We start from the raw sequence: 16,654 nt of genomic DNA, 5'->3' as shown, positions 1-16,654 counted from the left end.
GGAGTGGTGTGCGGACGGGGAGGCGGGGGCGGGGAGGAGCGATCCTCCCCGCCCCCGCCCGACGGATCAGAGTCCGACGTCGCCGGCCTTGAGGAAGCCGGAGTCGACGAGGACCGACTGCACGTCGTCCTTCGTGACGACCTGCGGCTCCAGCAGGTAGGACGGGACGACCTTCTCGCCGTTGTCGTAGGTCTCGGTGTCGTTGACCTCGGGCTCCTCGCCCGCGACGATCGACTGCACCATCTGGAAGACGCGGTCGCCGAGGGTGCGGGTGTCCTTCCAGACCGTCATGGACTGCTCGTCGGCGAGGATCGCCTTGACGTTGGCCTTGTCGGCGTCCTGGCCGGTGATGACCGGGTAGTCGGCGCCGGGGGTGTAGCCGGCCGACTTCAGCGAGGCCTCGATGCCGATGGCCAGGCTGTCGTTGGGGGAGAGCACGACGTCGACCTTCTGGCCGCCGGTGTAGAAGGACGAGAGGCGGTTGTCCATCTCGGACTGCGCCTTGTCGGAGGCCCAGCCCTGGATGCCGATCGAGGCCCAGTCGTCGTCCGACGCGGGCGACTTGCCCGAGGGGACGGTGAGCTTGCCGCTCTCGATGTAGGGCTGCAGGACGTCCCACGCGCCGGAGAAGAAGAACTTCGCGTTGTTGTCGTCGGGGCTGCCGGCGAAGGGCTCGAGGGTGAAGGGACCCGCGGCGTTCTTCAGGTCGAGGGTCGACTCGATGTACTGGCCCTGGAGCTGGCCGACCTTGTAGTTGTCGAAGGTCGCGTAGTAGTCGACGTCCGCGGTGCCGTTGATGAGACGGTCGTAGGCGATGACGGTGGCGTTCTGCTTCTTCGCCTCGGCGAGGACGGGCGCGAGGGCCTCGCCGTCGATCGCGGCGATGACCAGGATCTTGGAGCCGCCGGCGATCTGGTTCTGGATCTGCGAGATCTGCTGATCGGTCTTGTTGTCGGCGTACTGGAGGTCGACGGTGCAGCCGTCGCCCTCGAGCTGCGACTGGAGGCCTTCGCCGTCGTTGATCCAGCGCTCGAGGCTGCGCGTGGGCATCGAGATGCCGACGGTGCAGTCGCCTTCCGCGCCGGCGCCGGCAGCGGCGCCTCCGGAGTTGGCGGGGCTCGCGGAACAGGCCGCGAGGCCGAGGGAGATGATGCCGGCGGCGGCCAGCGTGGTGATGCCGCGGGAGAACTTCATGGAGTGCATTCCTCTCTGAAAGCAGTGTCCGAGGGAGAGGACGACAAGAGGCGTGCACGTGTGGCGCACGTCGTCGTGTCGTCGCCCGGGAGGGCGGGAGAGCCCCGAGGGGCTTTGTCCACGGAGAGAACATATTCTTTCGATCGGGGGGAGTAAAGCGCGGGCGGCGAATTTGTCCAGGCGATGCCGAAATGTGATCTTCGGGACGTCGACCCCCGCCGTTGCTGGGGGAGAACGCTCTCACCGCTCGGCTCCCGCCCGGCTCGCGCCCCTCCGCCGGGCGCCCGCCGCCGTCCGCGTGAGGGAAACGCGAGGACTCCGGGCCGGGCCGTAGGGGAACCGTGAGGACCGCTCCGACGGGCCCCCGCGAGGTGTTGCATCGCTTCCTGTGCCGCTTCCCGGCAGGCGTCCGGTCCCGGGCGTCGTCCGCTCCCCGGATGGAGTCCTCCGTGCTCGACCTCGCCTACCTCCTCGGCGTGCTTGCCCTCTTCTCGCTCATCGCTCTCGCCGCGAAGGGGGTCGAGCGGCTGGGCGGACCGCCCCCCTCGGCGACCCGCGGGACCCGCGAGAAGGAGGCGGGCCGGTGATCGTCTTCGACGCCCTCGCGGCCGTGCTGGCGCTCGCCGCCGTCGTCTACCTCGTCGCGGCCCTGATCCGACCGGAGCGCTTCTGATGGATCCGCTCCTCGCCGTCCTCCAGGTCGCGACCGTCGGCCTGGCCGTCGCCCTCCTCCACCGCCCCCTCGGCGACCACATGTTCCGCGTCTACACCTCGACGCGCGACCTCGCCCTCGAGCGCGGCGTCTACCGCCTCATCGGCGTCGACTCCGCGGGCGAGCAGAGCTGGCGCGCCTACCTCCGGGCCGTGCTGGCCTTCTCGCTCGTCGGCGTGCTCCTGCTCTACGGGATGCAGCGCCTCCAGGCGGTTCTGCCCGGCTCCCTCGGCCTGCCCGCGGTGCCGGAGGGGCTGGCGTTCAACACCGCCGTCTCGTTCGTCACCAACACCAACTGGCAGTCCTACTCCCCGGAGGCGACCCTCGGCTTCGCGGTGCAGCTCGGCGGCCTCGCCGTGCAGAACTTCGTCTCGGCGGCCGTGGGCCTGGCCGTGGCGGTGGCGCTGATCCGCGGATTCGCGCGCCGCTCCTCCGGAACGCTCGGCAACTTCTGGGTCGACCTCGTGCGCGGCACGCTGCGCCTCCTGCTGCCCCTCGCGGTGGTGGCGGCGGTCGTGATGATCGCGGGCGGCGTGATCCAGAACCTGAACGGCCCGCTGACGGTGACCACGCTCACCGGCGGCGAGCAGAGCATCCCGGGCGGCGCGGTGGCCTCGCAGGAGGCGATCAAGCTGCTCGGCACCAACGGCGGCGGCTACTTCAACGCCAACTCCGCGCACCCGTTCGAGAACCCCTCGGCGTGGGTGTCGCTGCTGCAGATCGTGCTGATCCTCGCGATCCCGTTCTCGCTGCCGCGCACCTTCGGCCGGATGGTCGGCGACGTGCGGCAGGGCCGCGCGATCCTCGCGGCGATGGCGACGATCTTCGTCGTGTCGCTCGCGGCCCTCACCGCGCTGGAGGCGGCGGGCGGCGGATCCGCGGCGCAGGCCGCCGGAGCCGCGATGGAGGGCAAGGAGACGCGCTTCGGCATCGCCGGCTCCGCCCTCTACGCGACCGCCTCGACGCTCACCTCGACCGGCGCCGTCAACGCGATGCACGACTCCTTCACCGCGCTCGGCGGCATGCTGCCGATGCTCAACATGATGCTCGGCGAGGTCGCCCCCGGCGGCGTCGGCTCGGGCCTCTACGGGATGCTCGTGCTCGCGGTGCTGGCCGTGTTCGTCGGCGGGCTGCTGGTCGGCCGGACGCCCGAGTACCTGGGAAAGAAGCTCGGCCCGCGCGAGATCAAGCTCGCGAGCCTCTACATCCTCGTGACGCCGACGCTCGTGCTGGCCGGCACGGCCCTGAGCTTCGCGATCCCGGCGGTGCGGGAGGACGTGGAGAGCACGTCGATCCTGAACCCCGGGCTGCACGGGCTCTCGGAGGTGCTCTACGCCTTCACCTCCGCGTCCAACAACAACGGCTCGGCGTTCGCGGGGCTGACGGCGAACACGCCCTGGCTGAACACGGCGCTCGGCGTCGCGATGCTCCTCGGCCGCTTCCTCCCGATCCTGCTGGTGCTCGCCCTGGCCGGCTCGCTCGCGGCGCAGTCGCCGGTGCCCTCCAGCGCCGGCACGCTGCCCACCCACCGGCCGCAGTTCGTCGGCCTCCTCGTGGGCGTCACGGTCGTCGTGACCGCGCTCACCTACTTCCCCGTACTCGCGCTGGGCCCCCTGGCGGAAGGACTGCGACTCCGATGACCACTGCACTCACCGAGGCCCCCGCGGAACCCGCGCGCCCCACCCGCGCCGCCCTCGGGCCGCGCCAGCTCGCCTCCGCCCTCCCCGGAGCGCTGCGCAAGCTCGATCCGCGCCTGATGTGGCGCAACCCCGTGATGTTCATCGTCGAGGTCGGCGCCGCGCTGACCACGGTGCTGGCGATCGCCGAGCCGTTCCTCGGCGGGCCGGAGGAGTCGGGCGGATCGACTGTGCCCGGCACCTTCACGGCCGGCATCGCGATCTGGCTCTGGCTCACCGTGGTGTTCGCGAACCTCGCGGAGTCGGTGGCCGAGGGCCGCGGCAAGGCGCAGGCCGAGAGCCTGCGCGCCACCCGCACCAGCACTCCGGCCCGGCGCGTGACGGACTACGACCCCGCGGACCCCTCCGCCCTGTCGGCCCGCCTGGTCGAGGTCTCCTCGGCCGAGCTGCAGCTGGGCGACGTGGTCGTGGCGGAGGCGGGCGACCTCGTCCCCGGCGACGGCGACATCGTCTGGGGCATCGCCTCCATCGACGAGTCGGCGATCACGGGCGAGTCGGCGCCGGTCGTCCGCGAGAGCGGGGGCGACCGCAGCGCGGTGACGGGCGGCACGCGAGTGCTCTCGGACCGGATCGTGGTGCGCATCACCTCGCGGCCGGGCGAGACCTTCGTCGACCGTATGATCGGCCTGGTCGAGGGCGCGTCGCGGCAGAAGACGCCGAACGAGATCGCGCTCGACATCCTCCTGGCGAGCCTCTCGATCGTGTTCGTCGTGGTCGTGCTGACCCTGAACCCGATCGCCTCGTTCGCAGGAGCCTCCGTGAGCGTCCCGGTGCTGGTCGCCCTGCTCGTCTGCCTCATCCCGACCACCATCGGCGCCCTCCTCTCGGCCATCGGCATCGCCGGCATGGACCGGCTCGTGCAGCGCAACGTTCTCGCGATGTCCGGCCGGGCGGTGGAGGCGGCGGGCGACGTCACGACGCTCCTGCTCGACAAGACGGGGACCATCACCTACGGCAACCGCCGCGCGGTGGCGTTCCTCCCCCTCGACGGAGTGGCGCAGGCCGCCCTCGTCGACGCGGCCGCCTCCTCCTCGCTCAGCGACCCGACGCCCGAGGGGAAGTCGATCGTCGACCTCGCGGGCGACTCGGGCCGCCCCGCCGTCGAGCCCGCTCAGGCCGCCGTGGTGCCGTTCACCGCGCAGACCCGGATGAGCGGGCTCGACCTCCCCGACGGCTCCTCCATCCGCAAGGGCGCCGGCTCGGCCGTGCGCGCCTGGGTGGAGGAGGAGGGGCCGCTGCCTTCCGCGGTCGCGGCGCGCCTCACGGTGCTCGTCGACGGCGTCTCGGAGAGCGGCGGCACGCCCCTGGTCGTCGCGGTGAAGGACGCCCACGGCGCCCGCCTGCTCGGCGTCGTGCACCTGAAGGACGTGGTGAAGGACGGGCTCGCCGAGCGCTTCTCGGAGCTGCGCGCGATGGGCATCCGCACCGTGATGATCACGGGCGACAACCCGCTGACCGCGAAGGCGATCGCGGCGGAGGCGGGAGTCGACGACTACCTCGCCGAGGCGACCCCCGAGGACAAGCTCGCCCTGATCCGGCGCGAGCAGGAGGGCGGCGCGCTGGTCGCGATGACCGGCGACGGCACCAACGACGCCCCGGCCCTCGCGCAGGCCGACGTGGGCGTGGCGATGAACACCGGCACCTCGGCGGCGAAGGAGGCGGGCAACATGGTCGACCTCGACTCCGACCCCACCAAGCTCATCGACATCGTGCGGATCGGCAAGCAGCTGCTGATCACCCGCGGCGCGCTCACCACGTTCTCGATCGCGAACGACGTGGCGAAGTACTTCGCGATCATCCCGGCGATGTTCGCGGGGGTCTTCCCCGGGCTCGCGGTGCTGAACGTGATGCAGCTGCACTCGCCGGCCTCGGCGATCCTCTCGGCGATCGTGTTCAACGCGCTGGTGATCGTCGTGCTGATCCCGCTCGCGCTGCGCGGAGTGGCGTACCGCCCGGTCGCCGCCTCGCGCATCCTCAGCCGCAACCTCCTGGTCTACGGGTTGGGCGGAGTGATCGCTCCGTTCCTCGGGATCAAGCTCGTCGACCTGATCGTCGCCGCGATCCCCGGCTTCTGACCCGCCCGTCCCGACCACCGAAGACAGAGAGAAGAGACCATGTTCCGTCCCTACGGTGTCGCGCTGCGCGCGATGATCGTGCTCACCGTGCTGCTGGGAGCGGCGTACCCGCTCGCGGTGCTCGGGATCGGGCAGCTCGCCCTGCCCGCCCAGGCGAACGGCTCGCTGCTGCGCCAGGACGGCGCGGTGATCGGCTCGTCGCTGATCGGCCAGTCGTTCACGGACGCCGACGGAGCGCCCCTGCCGGAGTGGTTCCAGTCGCGTCCCTCCGCCGCGGGCTACGACGCCGCGGCCTCGACCGGCAGCAACCTCGGCCCCGAGAACGCCGACCTGGTCGCGTCCGTCGAGGAGCGCCGGGCCGCGATCGCGGCCTTCGAGGGCGTCGACCCGGCCGCGGTTCCGGCCGATGCGCTGACCGCCTCCGCCTCGGGGCTCGACCCCGCGATCAGCCCCGCCTACGCGCAGCTGCAGGCGCCCCGCGTCGCCGCCGCCCGCGGGCTCGACGTGAGCGCCGTGCGCGCGCTGGTCGACGAGCACACCGCGGGCCGCGAGCTCGGGTACCTCGGCGAGCCGACGGTGGACGTGCTCGAGCTCAACGCCGCTCTCGCGCGGCTGTGACCGCTCCGGTGGCGCCTCCGGCTCGTAGAATCGCGATCGGCTCGTCGGGACCGTCCGATCGAGCGGATCGACGCCGGACCCGCGAGCCCGGGACACCCCGGAGCCGCGAGCACGAGGGGAGGCCGGGAGCATGACGAAGGGCCGCCTGCGCGTGCTCCTCGGAGCCGCGCCCGGAGTGGGCAAGACCTACACGATGCTCGAGGAGGGCCGCCGGCTCGCCGCCGAGGGCCGCGACGTCGTGGTGGCCGTGGTCGAGACGCACGGCCGCACTGCCACCGCCGCGATGGTCGAGGGGCTGGAGGTCGTGCCGAGGAGGGCCGTCGAGCACCGCGGCGTGCTGCTCGACGAGATGGACCTCGACGCGGTGCTCGCCCGCCGGCCCGACGTCGCGCTGGTCGACGAGCTCGCGCACACCAACGCCCCCGGCTCCCGGCACGAGAAGCGCTGGGAGGACGTCAGGACGCTCCTCGACGCCGGCATCACCGTCTTCTCGACCGTGAACATCCAGCACATCGACTCGCTCAACGACGTCGTGCACGCGATCACCGGAGCGCCGCAGCGCGAGACGATCCCGGACGCGGTCCTCCGCGCCGCCGACCAGATCGAGGTCGTCGACCTGGCGCCCCAGGCGCTGCGCGACCGCCTCGCCGACGGCCACGTCTACCCGCCCGAGCGCATCGACGCGGCGCTGTCCAATTACTTCCGGCTCGGCAACCTGACCGCCCTGCGCGAGCTCGCGCTGCTCTGGCTCGCCGACGAGGTCGACAGCGCGCTCCGCGACTACCGCGTCGAGCACGGCATCGACAGCACCTGGGAGGCGCGCGAGCGCGTGGTCGTGACCCTCACCGGCGGGCCGGAGGGGGAGACCCTGCTGCGGCGCGGCGCGCGGATCGCGGCCCGCGCCTCCGGGGGCGACCTGCTCGCCGTGCACGTGGTGACCCCCGACGGCCTCCGCACTCCCCGGCCGCACGTGCTCGAGGCGCAGCGGGTGCTGGTCGAGAAGCTCGGCGGCAGCTACCACCAGGTGGTCGGCGAGGACGTGCCGCGGACGCTGGTCGAGTTCGCCCGCTCGGTGAACGCGACGCAGCTGGTGATCGGCGTGAGCAGGCGGAGCCGTTTCGCCTCGGCGCTGACGCCCGGCACCGCGTCGACGGTGATCCGCGAGTCCGGCAACATCGACGTGCACATCGTCAGCCACTCCGCCGCCGGGCGCACCGCGGTGCTGCCGAGGCTCGACGGGGCCCTGACTCTGCGGCGCCGCCTCCTGGGACTGGCCCTCGCCCTCGTGGGCGGCCCGCTGGTGACCTGGCTGCTCTCGAGCCTCCGCAGCGACGAGTCGATCACGAGCGACGTGCTCTCGTACCAGCTGCTGGTGGTGGTGGTCGCGCTGGTCGGCGGGCTCTGGCCGGCCCTCTTCGCGGCCGTGCTCTCGGGGCTGACCCTCGACTTCTTCTTCGTCGATCCGCTCTACACGATCACCGTCGACGAGCCTCTGCACGCGCTGGCGCTGGTGCTCTACGTGCTCAACGCGGCGCTCGTCAGCGCCGTGGTCGACCGCGCGGCCAGACGGGCGCGGGCCGCCAAGCGCTCGGGGGCGGAGTCGGAGCTGCTGGCGACGATCGCCGGTGGCGTGATCCGCGGGCAGGGGGCGCTGCAGGCGATCCTCGAGCGCTCGCGCGAGGCGTTCGGGCTGACCGGCGTGCGGCTGCTGCGCGGCGGCGAGCTCGTCGCGGCGGACGGCGAGCCGCAGCCGGAGGGCGATCCCGCGCGCATCGCGGTGGGCGAGGGCGCGGTGCTCGAGCTGCACGGCCGCGAGCTGGAGGGGAGCGAGCGGCGACTGCTCCAGGTCGTCGCCGCCCAGCTGGACTCGGTGCTCGAGAACGCGGCCCTCAGCGAGACGGCCAGCTCCCTCGCTCCGCTGGCCGAGACCGACCGGGTGCGCAGCGCCCTGCTCTCGGCCGTCAGCCACGACCTGCGCCGGCCCCTCGCCGCGGCCACCGCGGCGGTCAGCGGTCTGCGCTCGCCCGAGGTGGTCTGGAGCGAGCGCGACCGGGAGGAGCTGCTCGCCACCGCCGACGAGAGCCTCACCGTGCTCGCCGCGCTGGTCACCGACCTGCTCGACGTGACGCGGCTGGAGGCGGGGGCGCTCGCCGTGGCGCTCGCCCCGCTCGACGCCGCCGACGTGGTGCTCCCCGCGCTCGACGAGCTCGGGCTCGGTCCCGGCGAGGTCGACCTCGACCTCGATCCGGAGGGCCCGGCGCTGCTCGCCGACGCGGTTCTGCTGCAGCGCGTCGTGGTCAACCTGCTCGCGAACGCCGTCCGCTACGCGCCGTCCGGCACCCGGGTGCGCGTGGCCGCCAGCGCCTTCGGCGGGAGCGCGCAGCTGCGGATCGTCGACCACGGCCCCGGGGTGCCCGAGGAGCGGCGCGCCGAGATCTTCGTGCCGTTCCAGCGGCTCGGCGACGACGACAACCTCACGGGCCTGGGCCTCGGCCTCGCGCTCTCGAAGGGGTTCACGGAGGGGATGGGCGGCACGCTCGAGACGGAGGACACTCCGGGGGGCGGGCTGACGATGGTGGTGACGCTGCCGCTGGCGAAGGAGACTGCTGTCGCTGCTCCTGCGGCTCACGTCGCTCCCGCCGCCCCGCACGACGGCGGGTCGGGCGCCGCCCCGCACGAGGACTCCGGAGGAGCCGCATGAAGATCCTGATCGCCGACGACGACCCGCAGATCCTGCGCGCCCTGCGCATCACCCTCACCGCCCGCGGATACGACGTGGTGACGGCCGGCGACGGCACCGAGGCGATCAACCGCGCGGTGGACGAGCATCCGGACCTCTACATGATCGACCTCGGCATGCCCCGGCTCGACGGGGTCGAGGTCATCCACGGACTGCGCGGCTGGACGAGCGCGCCGATCCTGGTGGTGTCGGGGCGGACGGGCGCGGCCGACAAGGTGGGCGCGCTCGACGCCGGCGCGGACGACTACGTGACCAAGCCGTTCTCGATGGACGAGGTCCTCGCGCGCATCCGGGCCCTCTCGCGGCGGGTGCAGCCGGCCGACGGCGAGCCGCTGGTCGTGATCGGCGAGGTGACCGTGGACCTGGTGGCCAAGAGCGCGACGCGGGACGGCGTCTCCGTGCGGCTCACCCCGACCGAGTGGCAGGTGCTCGAGATCCTCATCCGCAACGCGGGCAAGCTGGTCACCCGCCGCTCGCTGCTGGCCGAGATCTGGGGCCCCGCGCACGTCACCGACACCGGCTACCTGCGCCTCTACCTCGCGCAGCTGCGCAAGAAGCTCGAGCCCGACCCCGCGCATCCGCGGCACCTGCTGACCGAGGCGGGCATGGGCTACCGCTTCGTGCCCTGACCGGCCTGTGCTCGGCGGGGGGAACCCCGGACCGTCGAGGGAGCCCGCTGGTCGTGGCTCCCTCGACGGTCCGGGATCGCCTCGGCGGAGGGGGCAGGTCACCAGTCGTGGACGGTGCCGTCGGCGAGGCGGTTGAAGGGCAGGTACGCGCGCACGTAGGGGTACTTCCCGGCGGCGTCGACGTCGAGCTCCACGCCCAGACCGGGGGCGTCGCCCGGGTGCAGCCGTCCCTCGCTCCAGGTGAACGACTGCTGGAAGACGCTGTCGGTCCGCTCGCCGTGCTTCATGTACTCCTGGATCCCGAAGTTGTGGATCGCCAGGCCCAGGTGCATCGCGGCCGCCATGCCCACCGGGGAGACGTCGGTGGGTCCGTGCATCCCGGACTTGATCTGGTACTGCGCGGCGTGGTCGAGGATCCTCCGGAGGTGGGAGACGCCTCCGGTGTGCGTGACCGCGCTCCGGATGTAGTCGATCAGCTGCTCGCGGATGAGGAGCTGGTAGTCCCAGACGGTGTTGAAGACCTCGCCGATCGCCAGGGGCGTGGTGGTGTGCTGCCGGACGAGGCGGAGGGCCTCCTGGTTCTCGGCGGGCGTGCAGTCCTCGAGCCAGAAGAGGTCGTACGGCTCGAGGGACTTGCCGAGGGCCGCGGCCTGGATCGGTGTCATCCGGTGGTGGCCGTCGTGGAGGAGGGGGAGCCCCGGCCCGAACTCGTTGCGGACGGCCTCGAAGACGCGGGGGACGTGGCGCAGGTAGGCGCGGGTGTCCCAGTCCTCCTCGGTCGGCAGGCCGCCGCGCTGCGCCGGCTCGTGGTCGTAGCGCACACCGGCGTTGCCCTCGAGGACGGCGTTGGAGGCGATGCCGTAGATCGAGGTCAGCCCCGGCACCGCGGTCTGCACGCGGATCGCGCGGTACCCCTGCTCCTGGTGCTCGCGGATGCTGTCGAACAGCTCCGCGTCCGTCCGCCCGGACGCGTGGCCGTAGGCGAGCAGGCCGGTGCGGGACGCGCCTCCGAGCAGCTGGTAGAGCGGCATGCCCGCGGCCTTGCCCTTGATGTCCCAGAGGGCGGTGTCGACCGCCGCGATCGCCGCCATCGTGACCGGCCCGCGGCGCCAGTAGGACGACCGGTAGAGGAACTGCCAGGTGTCCTCGATGCGCGAGGCGTCGCGACCGAGGAGCAGCGGCACGACGTGGTCGGCGAGATAGGAGACCACGGCGAGCTCGCGGCCGTTGAGGGTCGCGTCGCCGAGGCCGGTCAGCCCGTCGTCGGTCGTGAGCTTGAGGGTGACGAAGTTGCGGTCGGGACTGGTGACGACGACCTCGGCCTTGTCGATCTTCATGGGATGCCTTTCGTGGTGGGGGATCGGGTCAGGGGTTCCGGCCGGGAGCGCGGTCCATCGAGAACGCGGCGGTCGAGAGGCCGGGCGCCACGGGCGCGGCCTGTCCCGTGCTCTCGCGGCGCTCGGTTATTTCGGCGACGATCTGCGCGTGCCGACGGTCGGTCAGCGGGTAGAACGCCATGATCAGCACCGCGAGCAGGGCCGCGACGGCCGGGATGAGGCCGGCGGCGGCGCGGATGCCCCACTCGGCGTGCTCGCTCTGCTCCGCGGCCCCGGCCACGTAGCCGCCCCAGGCCAGCGCGTACGCGGCGAGGGCGCCTCCGACCGCCTGGCCGGTCTTGCGGGTGAAGGAGAACAGGGCGTAGATCGTGCCCTCGGAGCGGATGCCGGTCTTCCACTCCCCGTACTCGACGGTGTCCGCCTCGATCGCCCAGACGAGCATGTTGACGAGCTGGATGCCGACGTAGGCGAGGACCAGTCCGCCGAAGCCGACCGCCACCGCGTCGCCCGGGGCGAGGAAGACGACCGTTCCGCCGCTGATCAGGACCCCGACTCCGGCCATGTAGGCGTTGCGCTTGCCGAACCGCCGCACGATCGTCGGGACGAGGGCGGCCAGGCCGAAGGTCAGGGCGAGCTGGATCAGCGACATCGCGGCGTAGAGCTGGACCGATCCGAGCACGTCGCGCAGGTAGTAGAGCTGCACGGTCTGGAGCGCGAGCGTCCCGGTGAGGAACAGGAACGAGCTGAGGCAGAGGAAGAGCAGCGGCCGGTTGGAGCGGAGGGTCGTCATGCTCTGACGGAACGTGACGTGCGCGACGTCGCGCTGGACCCGCTCCTTCGCGGTCAGGATCGTGAAGAGGTAGAGCGCGGAGCCGACGACGACGAAGCTCAGCGTGACGATCGAGAAGAGCGACTGCAGATCGGCGCCGGGGACGACCAGCGGGGCCATGAAGGTGCCGAGCCCGGCCCCCACGATCGCGCCGCCGATGGCGCGGGCGCTGGCGAGCTTCGCGCGCTCGGTGCCGACCTGCGTCATCGCTCCGGCGAGCGAGCCGTAGGGGATGTTGACGAGGCTGTAGGCGAGGCCGAGCGCGGCATAGCTCAGGTAGGCGTAGAGCAGGGTTCCGCTCTCGCCGATCTGCGGGACGGAGAAGGTCGCGGCCGAGAGCAGCAGGAGCGGGACCGACCCGAACATCAGGAAGGGCCGGAACTTGCCGAAGCGCCTGCTGTAGGTGCGGTCCACGACCCGGCCGGCGAAGACGTCGGCGAACGCGTCGAAGATCCGCACGACGAGCAGCAGCGTGCCCGCCGCGGCCGCGGAGATCCCGGCGACGTCGGTGTAGTAGACGAGCAGGAACATCGTGGCGGTGGTGAAGGCGAGGTTGTTCGCCGTGTCGCCGGCGCCGTAGCCCACGATGCTCAGCTTGGAGAGCTTCTCAGCGGCGGGCGCTCCGGGCGCGGTGGTGCGGGGGGTCATGCGGGCTCCTTTACCCGGGCGCGGACCCGTCGGGGATCCGCGCCGCATCGAGACGGTGCGAAGGTGGCAATCGGTTGCCGACGGTGCCGGAAGGCACCGCGCGGAGAGGCGGGGTGGAGGTCTAGGCCGCCTGAGCGGCGACCGCGGCGACGAGGGCCGGGTCGTCGACGAGGCGCGGGTCGACGAGCCGCAGCAGCGCCTCGAGGGGCCGGGCGGAGCCGAGGGCGCGGTCGAGGGCGGGGCGCTGCGCGTCGGGCAGGCGGTCGCCCTGGAGCAGCAGTGCGATCCAGTCGGCGACGGCACGGAGGGAGGCGGCTCCGTCGTGTCCGCCCGCGCGCTCGGCGAGGAGCACGGGCGCGATCCGGATGCGGAGCTTGGCGGTCGCGTCGGCGCCGATCTGCTCGAGGCGGTGCTCGATCCGGGGGTTGCCGAAGCGCCCGAGGAGGGCGGCGCAGTAGGCGTCCGCGTCGAGACCGGCGGGGAGGCCGGCCGCCGCCTCCGCCCAGAACGCCTCGACGGCGCTCCGGCAGGCGGGGTCGGCGATCGCCTCCGCGACGGTGGCGCGGCCCCGCCGGCGGCCGGTGGCGGCGAGGAGCGTGTGCGCGCCGTTGAGGAGTCGCAGCTTGCGCCGCTCGAAGGGCTCGATGTCGTCCACGAAGCGGGCTCCGGCGCGCTCCCAGGCGGGCCGGCCGGCGGGGAAGCCGCCGCAGAGGACCCAGTCGCGGAACGGCTCGGTCACGACGGACGCGGCGTCGCTGATGCCGGTGAGCTCGGCCGCCGCCTCCCGGTCCGCCGCCGTGGTCGCCGGGGTGATCCGGTCGACGGAGGTCGACACGAACGAGACGGTGCGGTCGATCCAGTCGGCGAGCGACGGGTCGAGCCGCTCGGCGAGCAGGAGCAGTCCACGGCGCACGAGAGGGCCGTTGCCGGAGAGGTTGTCGCAGGGGACGACGGCGAGCGGGCCGGAGTCGGCGTCGCGCCGGGCGGTGAGGCCGAGGAGGAGGCGGCCGAGCGCGGTCGTCGGCGCTCCTCCCGATCGGAGGGCGGCGAGGTCGCTCCGGACGGCGGGGTCGTCCAGGTCGGGGCCGCCGTCCGCGGCGAGACGGTACCCGGCCTCCGTGATCGTCAGCGTGACGATCGCCGTCGCCGGAGCCGCGACGAGCTCGACGAGACGCGCGACCTCCGCGCCGTCGACCGCCTCGACGATGCTGCCCACGACCGTCGCCGAGTCGCCCTCGGGTCCGCGCTCGATCAGCGTGAACAGGCCGTCCTGCGCGGCGAGCTCCTCGGCCGCGCGGGGGCTCCGGCCGGTGAATGCGGCGATGCCCCACTCGTGGTCGTCGTCGACGGCGTGCGTGTACCAGGCCTGATGCGCTCGGTGGAAGGCGCCGAGGCCGAGGTGGACGATGCGGACGGGAGCCGCCGGCAGGCCCGTGGATGCGCGATCGAGCGCGCCTCCTCCGCCGTGCCCGCTCACAGCTTGAAGACCTTCCGCGGCTGGGCGTCGACGAGGTCCAGGATGACGGCGCTCGCCGTCTCGGAGTCGATGCGCCCCTCGGCGACCAGGCGCGCGAGGAACGCGGCGTCCAGCCTCCGCGCCATGTCGTGACGGGCCGGGATGGAGAGGAACGCGCGGGTGTCGTCGATGAAGCCGGAGCTCCGCGAGAAGCCGGCGGTCTCCGTCACGGCGGCGCGGAAGCGCAGCACCGCGTCGGGCGCGTGGAGGAACCACCACGGCGCTCCGAGGAACACCGACGGGTAGTAGCCGGCGAGGGGAGCGAGCTCGCGCGAGTGGGTGCTCTCGTCGATCCCGAAGAGGACGAGGTGGAAGCCCGGTGCGTTGCCGAGCTCCTGCAGCAGCGGGCGGAGGGGCTCGGCGAACCGGGTCGCGACGGGGATGTCGTGGCCGGTGTCGGGACCGAAGCGCTCGAAGGTCGGCCGATCGTGGTTGCGCAGCACCCCGGCGTGGACGGTCATCACCAGGCCGTCGTCGACGCTCATGCGGGCGGACTGCAGCAGCAGGTGCGCGGCGAGGACGCGGCTGCCCTCGGCGTCGATCGTGCCGGCGCGGGCGCGGGCGAAGAGGGACTGCGCCTCGGCGGGATCGAGGTCGACGGTCAGCGGCTCCAGCACTCCGTGGTCGGCGGAGACGGCGCCGTGGTCGAGGAAGTACCGGCGACGGGCGCGGAGGGCCTCGAGGAATCCGGGGAAGCTGGACTCCTTCGTTCCGGTGGCGGCGGCCAGGGCGGCGACGCGCTCGGGCCAGCCGGGGGTGGAGGGATCGAGGTAGGCGTCGGGGCGGAAGGTCGGCAGCACGCGGCCCGGGAACGCCGGATCCTCCGCCAGAGCCCGGTGGACGGCCAGGTCGTCCAGCGGATCGTCGGTCGTCGCCAGCACCTCGATCCCGAACCGCTCGAAGAGCGCCCGCGGGCGGAAGGCGGCGGACGCCAGCCGGGCCGCGATCGCCGCGAAGAGGGCGTCGGCGGTGGAGGCGTCGGGCTGCTCGGTGATGCCGAACTGCTCGGCGAGGATCGACTGGAGCCAGTAGCCCGAGGCGGTTCCCGCGAAGATCCGCCAGTGCGCGCAGAACGTGCGCCACACCTCCTCCGGGCCGGCGAGGCGCTCGCCTCCCGGGATGCCGAGATCGCCCAGGTCGATCCCGGCGGAGTGGAGCAGCCGGGTGACGTAGTGGTCGTGCCGGAGGAAGAGCTCGGACGCGTCGGCGAAGGGGCGGTCCTCGAGCAGGAGGCGCGGATCCACGTGCCCGTGCGGGGAGAGGATCGGCAGGTCGGCGACGCCCGCGTGGAGATCGCGGGCGATCGCCCGGGTCGTCGGGTCGATCGGCAGGAGTCGGTCGGGATCGTTCAGCAGCTTCGTCGGCACGGGGCCATCCAAGTATGGGTGCCGAGAAGTGTCAACCGATTGCCAGAGGTGTCGCACCGGATGGCGCGCCGGGCGCGGACCGGGGTCAGGAGTCGCGGCGGGGCCCCGTCGAGGCGCGCGGGACGAACTCCGTCGGCAGGTCGTCGGCCCGCTCCGGAGGCTCCTCGTCGCCGAGCACCCGGCGGACCGCCCGCTCGCCCATCCGGCCCAGCGGTGCGCTGATGGTCGACAGCGGCGGCGAGGTGAAGTCGCTCCCGAAGATGTCGTCGAAGCCGATGATGCTGAGCTGCTCCGGGATCGCGACGCCCGACTCCTGAGCCGCGCGCATCAGTCCGATGGCGACCAGGTCGTTGTAGGCGATCACCGCGCCGACGCCGGAGGCGGTCACCCTCGCGAGCGCGCTCCTCCCGCCCTCGAGGGTCGAGACGCCCGGCCCGATCTCGACGACCGTCATGCCCCGCTGCGGAGCGCGGTCGAGGAGGAGCTCCCATCGCGCGGCGCTCATCCACGAGTCGGGCGGACCGGCGACGAAGGCGAGGGAGCGGTGGCCGAGGGCCGCGAGGTGGTCGAGCGCGGCGTCGATCCCGGGGGCGAGATCGGGCACGATCCCCGCGACGCCGGGGACCACGCGGTTGAGGACGACGACCGGGATGCGCCCGGCCAGCGCGATGATCTCCTCGTCGCTGAGGCGGGTGCTGACGAGGACGAGCCCGTCGGTGGAGGCGGCGATGCGGTCGGCCGCCTCGGCCTCGCGCTCCCCGGACTCCTGCGACTCGGCGAGGATCATCGTGAAGCCGCGGAGCGACGCCGCCCGCTCCGCTCCGCGCACGGCGGGGAAGAAGGCCGGGTTGGTGATGTCGGCCACCAGCAGCCCGAGGGTCGAGGTGCGGCCCGTCGGCAGCGCGCGCGCCATCGGGTTGAGCCGGTAGCCCAGCTCCTTGGCGGCGGCGCGGATCCGCTGCTCGGTCGCGGCGTTCAGCCGTCCGGGCGTGCTCAGCCCGCGCGAGACGGTGGAGGGGGCGACGCCGGCGAGTCGGGCGACGTCGTAGATCGTCGTCGCGGAGCGGCCGCGGCGTCTCGCGGCGGAGGGGCCGGTGGGCGCGTCTTCGCTGGGCACGATCGCGGTCTTCTCTCGAGGGGCACGGCGGCGGACGGGGCGCCGTCCGCCGCCCATGCTGCCACAGGGCCGAGAAGCCCGCCCGGCCCGTCGCTCGCGTCCGGGTCGCGCCGGATCGAGGAGCCCGCGCTCCGGGAGGCCGCCGTCACCGGCCTGCCGCCCACCACTCCGGTCC

13 protein-coding genes are annotated in these 16,654 nt (G+C 73.0%); 7 read left to right on the top strand and 6 right to left on the bottom strand.

The window, feature by feature from the left end:
• Window positions 1-66: 66 nt before the first annotated feature.
• Window positions 67-1,194, bottom strand: a complete 1,128-nt coding sequence (gene chvE / locus C5C33_RS14120; RefSeq protein WP_374952918.1) for a multiple monosaccharide ABC transporter substrate-binding protein — start codon at window positions 1,192-1,194, stop codon at window positions 67-69.
• 437 nt (window positions 1,195-1,631) lie between these two features.
• Here chvE and C5C33_RS18615 point away from each other — a divergent pair, with 437 nt between their 5' ends.
• The 7 genes from C5C33_RS18615 to C5C33_RS14090 all read left to right on the top strand — a co-directional run bounded on the left by C5C33_RS18615 (window position 1,632) and on the right by C5C33_RS14090 (window position 9,665).
• Window positions 1,632-1,781, top strand: a complete 150-nt coding sequence (locus tag C5C33_RS18615; protein WP_167299012.1) for a hypothetical protein — start codon at window positions 1,632-1,634, stop codon at window positions 1,779-1,781.
• A complete protein-coding gene (kdpF, locus tag C5C33_RS14115; protein ID WP_068209492.1) occupies window positions 1,778-1,867 on the top strand; it encodes a K(+)-transporting ATPase subunit F in 90 nt (29 codons plus the stop codon). Before C5C33_RS18615 ends, kdpF begins: the two co-directional genes overlap by 4 nt.
• Window positions 1,867-3,546, top strand: coding sequence for a potassium-transporting ATPase subunit KdpA (kdpA, locus tag C5C33_RS14110; RefSeq protein ID WP_104222651.1), 1,680 nt, complete (start codon window positions 1,867-1,869; stop codon window positions 3,544-3,546). Before kdpF ends, kdpA begins: the two co-directional genes overlap by 1 nt.
• On the top strand, window positions 3,543-5,678 hold the full coding sequence (gene kdpB / locus C5C33_RS14105) for a potassium-transporting ATPase subunit KdpB (protein ID WP_104225771.1): 2,136 nt from the start codon (window positions 3,543-3,545) through the stop codon (window positions 5,676-5,678). The genes kdpA and kdpB overlap by 4 nt, the downstream gene beginning before the upstream one ends.
• A gap of 39 nt (window positions 5,679-5,717) precedes the next feature.
• On the top strand, window positions 5,718-6,296 hold the full coding sequence (gene kdpC / locus C5C33_RS14100) for a K(+)-transporting ATPase subunit C (protein WP_104222649.1): 579 nt from the start codon (window positions 5,718-5,720) through the stop codon (window positions 6,294-6,296).
• A 130-nt stretch (window positions 6,297-6,426) separates the two neighbouring features.
• The gene (locus C5C33_RS14095) at window positions 6,427-8,997 is read left to right on the top strand and encodes an ATP-binding protein (RefSeq protein WP_104261426.1); all 2,571 of its coding nucleotides are present in this window, start codon (window positions 6,427-6,429) and stop codon (window positions 8,995-8,997) included.
• Window positions 8,994-9,665: a response regulator gene (locus C5C33_RS14090; protein ID WP_104222647.1), complete on the top strand. Its 672-nt coding sequence runs from the start codon at window positions 8,994-8,996 to the stop codon at window positions 9,663-9,665. Before C5C33_RS14095 ends, C5C33_RS14090 begins: the two co-directional genes overlap by 4 nt.
• Before the next feature lie 98 nt (window positions 9,666-9,763).
• On the opposite strand, the gene manD is transcribed toward C5C33_RS14090, so the two are convergent.
• The 5 genes from manD to C5C33_RS14065 form a co-directional block, all read right to left on the bottom strand.
• Window positions 9,764-11,002 (bottom strand): D-mannonate dehydratase ManD, encoded by a 1,239-nt coding sequence (gene manD, locus C5C33_RS14085; protein WP_104222646.1) that lies wholly within the window; start codon window positions 11,000-11,002, stop codon window positions 9,764-9,766.
• A 28-nt stretch (window positions 11,003-11,030) separates the two neighbouring features.
• A complete protein-coding gene (gene uidB / locus C5C33_RS14080) occupies window positions 11,031-12,479 on the bottom strand; it encodes a glucuronide transporter (RefSeq protein WP_104261425.1) in 1,449 nt (482 codons plus the stop codon).
• A gap of 121 nt (window positions 12,480-12,600) precedes the next feature.
• On the bottom strand, window positions 12,601-13,956 hold the full coding sequence (locus C5C33_RS14075) for a mannitol dehydrogenase family protein (RefSeq protein WP_258069253.1): 1,356 nt from the start codon (window positions 13,954-13,956) through the stop codon (window positions 12,601-12,603).
• Window positions 13,953-15,362, bottom strand: coding sequence for a glucuronate isomerase (uxaC, locus tag C5C33_RS14070; protein WP_104261424.1), 1,410 nt, complete (start codon window positions 15,360-15,362; stop codon window positions 13,953-13,955). The genes C5C33_RS14075 and uxaC overlap by 4 nt, the downstream gene beginning before the upstream one ends.
• Window positions 15,363-15,447: 85 nt before the next feature.
• Complete coding sequence (locus tag C5C33_RS14065) at window positions 15,448-16,479, bottom strand: LacI family DNA-binding transcriptional regulator (RefSeq protein ID WP_181134118.1); 1,032 nt, start codon at window positions 16,477-16,479, stop codon at window positions 15,448-15,450.
• Window positions 16,480-16,654: the final 175 nt, after the last annotated feature.

The sequence above is a fragment of the Rathayibacter sp. AY1H3 genome, from assembly GCF_002932015.1.
This window is presented reverse-complemented; position numbering and strand designations above follow the sequence as displayed.

Excerpts from the sequence above, each read along its gene's own strand:
- chvE (WP_374952918.1), bottom strand. The coding sequence starts at position 1,194 with ATGAAGTTCTCCCGCGGCATCACCACGCTGGCCGCCGCCGGCATCATC.
- C5C33_RS18615 (WP_167299012.1), top strand. The coding sequence starts at position 1,632 with ATGGAGTCCTCCGTGCTCGACCTCGCCTACCTCCTCGGCGTGCTTGCC.
- kdpA (WP_104222651.1), top strand. The coding sequence starts at position 1,867 with ATGGATCCGCTCCTCGCCGTCCTCCAGGTCGCGACCGTCGGCCTGGCC.
- kdpB (WP_104225771.1), top strand. The coding sequence starts at position 3,543 with ATGACCACTGCACTCACCGAGGCCCCCGCGGAACCCGCGCGCCCCACC.
- kdpC (WP_104222649.1), top strand. The coding sequence starts at position 5,718 with ATGTTCCGTCCCTACGGTGTCGCGCTGCGCGCGATGATCGTGCTCACC.
- C5C33_RS14095 (WP_104261426.1), top strand. The coding sequence starts at position 6,427 with ATGACGAAGGGCCGCCTGCGCGTGCTCCTCGGAGCCGCGCCCGGAGTG.
- C5C33_RS14090 (WP_104222647.1), top strand. The coding sequence starts at position 8,994 with ATGAAGATCCTGATCGCCGACGACGACCCGCAGATCCTGCGCGCCCTG.
- manD (WP_104222646.1), bottom strand. The coding sequence starts at position 11,002 with ATGAAGATCGACAAGGCCGAGGTCGTCGTCACCAGTCCCGACCGCAAC.
- uidB (WP_104261425.1), bottom strand. The coding sequence starts at position 12,479 with ATGACCCCCCGCACCACCGCGCCCGGAGCGCCCGCCGCTGAGAAGCTC.